This window comes from Kitasatospora sp. NPDC059817 (assembly GCF_042731835.1).
Lineage (GTDB): Bacteria > Actinomycetota > Actinomycetes > Streptomycetales > Streptomycetaceae > Kitasatospora.
Map to the genome: position 1 here is coordinate 1 of NZ_JBHWIR010000327.1, position 4,824 is coordinate 4,824.

The 4,824-nt window shown below is 72.2% G+C and carries 5 protein-coding genes; 2 read left to right on the plus strand and 3 right to left on the minus strand.

The genetic code is table 11. The features are described 5' to 3' along the window. Positions 1 to 375: peptidase inhibitor family I36 protein (locus tag ACFV61_RS34520; protein WP_380496045.1), on the plus strand; the 375-nt coding region annotated here is incomplete at its 5' end. A 2-nt stretch (positions 376 to 377) separates the two neighbouring features. Here the strand turns inward: ACFV61_RS34520 and ACFV61_RS34525 are convergent. The 3 genes from ACFV61_RS34525 to ACFV61_RS34535 form a co-directional block, all read right to left on the minus strand. Further along, a complete protein-coding gene (locus ACFV61_RS34525; protein WP_063352045.1) occupies positions 378 to 560 on the minus strand; it encodes a hypothetical protein in 183 nt (60 codons plus the stop codon). A gap of 349 nt (positions 561 to 909) precedes the next feature. Continuing rightward, positions 910 to 2,208, minus strand: coding sequence for a glycosyltransferase 87 family protein (locus ACFV61_RS34530; RefSeq protein WP_380496046.1), 1,299 nt, complete (start codon positions 2,206 to 2,208; stop codon positions 910 to 912). A 414-nt stretch (positions 2,209 to 2,622) separates the two neighbouring features. Next, the gene (locus tag ACFV61_RS34535) at positions 2,623 to 3,936 is read right to left on the minus strand and encodes a UDP-glucose dehydrogenase family protein (protein WP_380496047.1); all 1,314 of its coding nucleotides are present in this window, start codon (positions 3,934 to 3,936) and stop codon (positions 2,623 to 2,625) included. 332 nt (positions 3,937 to 4,268) lie between these two features. On the opposite strand from ACFV61_RS34535, the gene ACFV61_RS34540 reads away from it, so the two are divergent. Next, complete coding sequence (locus tag ACFV61_RS34540; protein ID WP_380496049.1) at positions 4,269 to 4,772, plus strand: hypothetical protein; 504 nt, start codon at positions 4,269 to 4,271, stop codon at positions 4,770 to 4,772. The last annotated feature ends 52 nt before the right edge of the window (positions 4,773 to 4,824 follow it).

A 4,824-nucleotide genomic window follows, 5' to 3' on the forward strand; every position in this document is an offset into this window, starting at 1 on the left:
CTGCCCGGGGAGGCGCAGGCTCCCCCGTGGAGCGGGGACCACCACCGCCGGTCCGCCAGGGGCACGGACTGGAAGAAGTGCCCGGCCCCGACCAGCGAACCCTCCTACTACTGCTTCTACGCCGACAAGAACTGGGGTGGCAGGAGGCTGCAGTTCAACCTCTTCCACGAGGACAAGCCGGTGTACTTCGCCGACTACGGGTTCCGCGACCAGACCAGTAGCTGGGTCAACACCGCCCGCGGCCTGGAGGTGATCGTGGACAACGACCCGGGCGACGGCCAGTGGCAGATGCTCTGGAAGGAGCCGCCGGAGTCCCTGTCCGCGTCGGTCGGCTTCGACAACGCGGCCGACCGTTTCTGGGCGGTTCGTCAGTAGCCCTACCGGGCACCGGCCGAGGCGGGAGGGGAGATCGTGCCCGCGGTGACCGGCTCCGGCGTGACCGTGATGTAGGTCGGGGCCGGAGCGGTCTCCCGGGCACGGGCCGTGTACCAGCCGGCGCCGAACGCGAGGATTCCGATCAGGAGGCCTGCGAGGGCCATGGTGACGTACTGCTGCTTCATGACCCCAAGGGTAGAGCGCTCGTGGTCAACTCCCGTGCCGCCACGGCACGATGGGCCCCCCGGCGCGGGCCCAACCCGGGGGGGGCGGGGGGGGCCACACACACCCGGGGCGCCCCCCGGGGGGGCGGGCCCGGGCCCGCCCGCCGGGGGGCGGGGTGGGTGTGTTGTCTGTGGCCCAACCCCCCCGTCGGTGTCCGCGGGCGCGCAACCCCCCGCCCCCCCCCCCCCAGCGCGCCCCCCCCCCCCCAACAACTACGCTTGACGCGAGAGGGGCCCATCATTCCGCGGGAGCCTCCGCCGGGGAGGAAGGCCGCTGCCCGAAGGCGGGTGACCGGGTGATCCGGCGAACCTACGCGGTCAGCGCCGCCGCCTCCGGGGCCGGTTCGCGGCCGCCCGGAGTCCACGAGCGCCGGAACTCCCCGATGGTGGCCCGGAGTACGACTATCAGCGCCAGCAGCATCAGCACGCCGTTGGCCGGCATCGACAGGTACGGCGACACGCTGGGGGCGATGAACTTGAGGTAACTGCCGAAGGACGACAGCTGGACCAGGACCGGCACGTACCAGAGCCGCCGGGGCAGTTGGAAGGCGATGATCACGCTGATCACGTCCGCGACGTAGAAGTAGCGCTCGTGCATGGACGGCAGCAGGAACGGCACCGCGATCGCGAAGACGGCGGCCAGCAGCAGGATCCCCGTGTCCGTGAGTTTGGGCCGTCCCTCCTGTACCGCCGGTGCCTCCCGCCCGTCCCCGTTCTTCAGCGCCGTTGCCCCGCCGGCGCGGCGGATGGCCCAGACCGCCAGCCCGATCAGCACCAGCACCAGCGCGCCCGCGACCAGCACACCTGCGTGCCGTACGGGGTCCTGTTCCTCGTACGGCACCGAGACGAACTGGTAGACCGACGGCGCGTTGAGCGTGAGGTCCTTGTACGTGTCCGGCTGCCGGGCGTACACCGTCAGCAGCTGCCACGGGTCGGAGCCGAGCAGGACGGCGGGGATGTCGAGCGCCACGTACACCGCCGGAAGGGCCAGCAGGCTTCGCCACGGGATCCGTCGCGCCAGCACCAGGACGAGCAGGAGCGGGAACAGGAAGATCGCCTGGAGCTTGAACGCCAGCGCGATCCCGAAGAACGAGCAGGCCCACCAGGGCCGGTCGCGCAGGATGTGGTAGACGCCGCCGACCAGGAAGGTCGTGAAGATCGCGTCGGCCTGGCCCCACCAGCCGCTGTTGGTCACGACGGTGGGGAGGAAGAGGACGATCACCGCCGCGCCGAGGGCCCGCCAGGGCTGCTGCGGTGACCGTAGGGAGACGATGCGGAACGTGTAGTACGCCAGCGCCAGGTCGAACAGGATCGAGATGCACTTGATCCCCGTCAGCGCGGCCACCGGAAGGTAGGTGAGCGCGGCCATCAGGTACAGGTAGGGGACGTTGTAGTCCGAGAAGCCGGTGCCGCTGAGAGCGTGGAACCCGCCGTTGTTCGCGATGTACTGGTACCAGGGCCCGAGGAAGTAGTAGAAGTCCGTCGACTCGTTGTCCAGCATCAGGATGCGGACCGAGAGCGCGGCCATCACCGCCGCCATCGCGGCCAGAATCAGGACCGTCGGGTCGGCCGTGCTCTGACGCGGCTCCTCGGCGGTTATCTCGGACATCGGTCTCCATTCGGGTCGGCGGTGCGGTGGGCCGGCCGGGGTGCGTGTCATGGGTCGGACGGCGAGGCCGGTACCGCGGCCCTCCGTGGGGGAGCCCCGTCCGCAGGGCGGCAGCCGGACCGGAAAGCCCTCCGTGCCCACCCCTCGATCCGCCTCCGTGGCCCGTTCCGTGATCCGTTCCCGTGGGCCGGCCCCGACGGTGGCATCCGGCGGGTGGTGCGCGAACGGGCGGATCCGCCCCCGGCCGATCATAGGCGCCCGTGTCCACCGGCACTCTGCTGGCCCCGGACCGTCAGGACACGGAGAAGAGCGGACCCGGGCGGCACGGACGACGCAGGCCCCGGGGGCAACCGCAGGGGTGGGGCAGGCACGGAGCCGGACGGGATCGACGTGGCTGCCGGGACTCCGTGCGCATCAGGGGCGGCCGAGGGCGCGGAAGGTCCAGCCGGCAGCGCGCCAGCGAGCGGCGTCGAGGGTGCCGCGGGCGTCGACGACTTGGGGGACGGCGATGTGCCGGGCGAGGTCGGCCGGGTCGGCGTCGGAGTACTGGGGCCAGTCGGTCAGGTGCAGCAGCAGTTCGGCGCCGGTGACGGCCTGGGTGGGGTCGTCGGCGTAGTCGAGCCGGGGGTAGGCCCTGCGGGCGTTGTCCACGGCGGCGGGGTCGTGGACGGTGACCTCGGCGCCGGCCCGCTGGAGGGCGTCGGCGACGGCCAGGGCCGGGGAGTCGCGGATGTCGTCGGTGTGGGCCTTGAACGCGGCGCCCCAGACCGCGATCCGCTTGCCGGTCACGGCGTTGCCGAGGGCTTCGCGGGCGAGTTCGACGGTGTGCTCGCGCCGGCGCCGGTTGATCGCCGCGACCTGGCGGAGCAGGCCGGTGTCGGCGCCGAGTTCTTCGGCGCGGTAGGTGAACCCGGCCAGGTCCTTGGGCAGGCAGCCGCCGCCGAACCCGAGGCCGGGCCGCATGCCCTCGGCGCCGATCCGGTGGTCGTGGCCCAGGGCGAGGACGATCTGCCGGACGTCGGCGCCGGTCAGCTCGCAGAGCTCGGCCATCGCGTTGATGAAGGAGATCTTGGTGGCGAGGAAGGCGTTCGCGGCGCCCTTGATCAGCTCGGCCGTCGCGATGCCGGTGACGATCAGCGGGGAGCCGGCGGCCAGGATGTCGGCGTAGACCTGCCGGAAGGCGGCTTCGCTGCCGGTGTCGCCGTCCTCGACGCCGAGCACGATCCGGTTCGGCTCCAGGGTGTCCAGGAGGGCTAATGACTCGCGCAGGAACTCGGGCGACCAGGCCAGGCCGACGCTCACCCCGGCGCGGAGGTGCTCGTCCAGGGTCTGCCGCAGCTCTGTGACCGTGCCGACCGGGACGGTCGATTTGCCGATGATCACCGCGCCGTCGCCGAGCCTGGGGGCCAGGCTCCGGACGGCGGTGTGGAGGTGGGTGAGGTCGTAGGCGCCGCTGCCGTCCCGCTGCGGGGTGCCGACGCCCAGGAAGTGGACGCTGGCGAAGCCGGCGGCCTCCGCGTAGGAGGCGGTGAAACGGAGCCGCCCGGTGGCGGTGTGCTTGGCGAGCAGGTCGTCCAGGCCGTGCTCGACGAACGGGGCCTGGCCTTTGTTCAGCGCGTCGACCTTGTCGGCGTCGGTGTCCATGCCGAGGACCTGGTGGCCGAGTTCGGCCATCGCGGCGGCGTGGGTCGCGCCGAGGTAGCCGCAGCCGATCACGGTGAGCTTCACGAACGTGTCCTTCCGAAGGGGCGGGCGGTGTCGGCGCCGGCCGGTCCTGCGATTCCGCACATCCGGTTGTCACCCGTGAGCGTGAATCGGTGGTGGCCCTGCCGGGAGGAGGTTTCCCCAGGCCCCGGCGGAGGCCCGGAACACCAGGCAACCGCCTGGCAGCCGGTGCGGGCAGGGCTCGCAAGGGGGCTCACAAATCGTGCATCCGATTCACCATGAGCAACGAATGTCCTACCCTCGGTGATCCGGCCTCGGGTGCCGGGCCTGCGACTTCTCGTGGCCGGTCGCGGACGACTCCCCGCGCCCGCGCGGGGACCGATCGAGGGGGCGCCGTGGCGTCGACCACCCGCCGGACCAAGCCGCCGAACGACGCTCTCGCCCGGATGATCGACAAGTGCGAGGGCGCCAGCCGCAAATCGCTGGCCCACCGGGTGAACCAGCTCGCCCACGAAGCCGGGCTGACCACGACCTATACGCACACGTCCGTTGCGAACTGGACGGCGCGCGGCATGGTTCCGGACTGGCCCGTGCCGAAGCTGCTGGCCCGGGCGATCGGCGAGCGGCTCGGCCGGCCCGTGGAACTCGGCGAGATCGGTATGGCCGATGCCGGGACGCCGGACGCCGCGATGGGGTGGGATTTCCCGAGGGACCCCGCCGAGGCCGTGCGCACGGCCACTTCGTTCTGGAGCAGCGTGAACCGCCGAGACTTCCTCACCGGTGCGGGCTTCGCCGTCTCCGCGTTCACCACCCCGGTCACCCGCTGGCTGGTCACCCCCGCCGACGACACCGCCGCCCACCGCGGCCGCGGCCGGGTCGGCGCCGCCGACGTCGCCTAACTGCGGGACGCCGCCGACGACGCGCGGCGCTGGGACTCCAAGTACGGCGGCG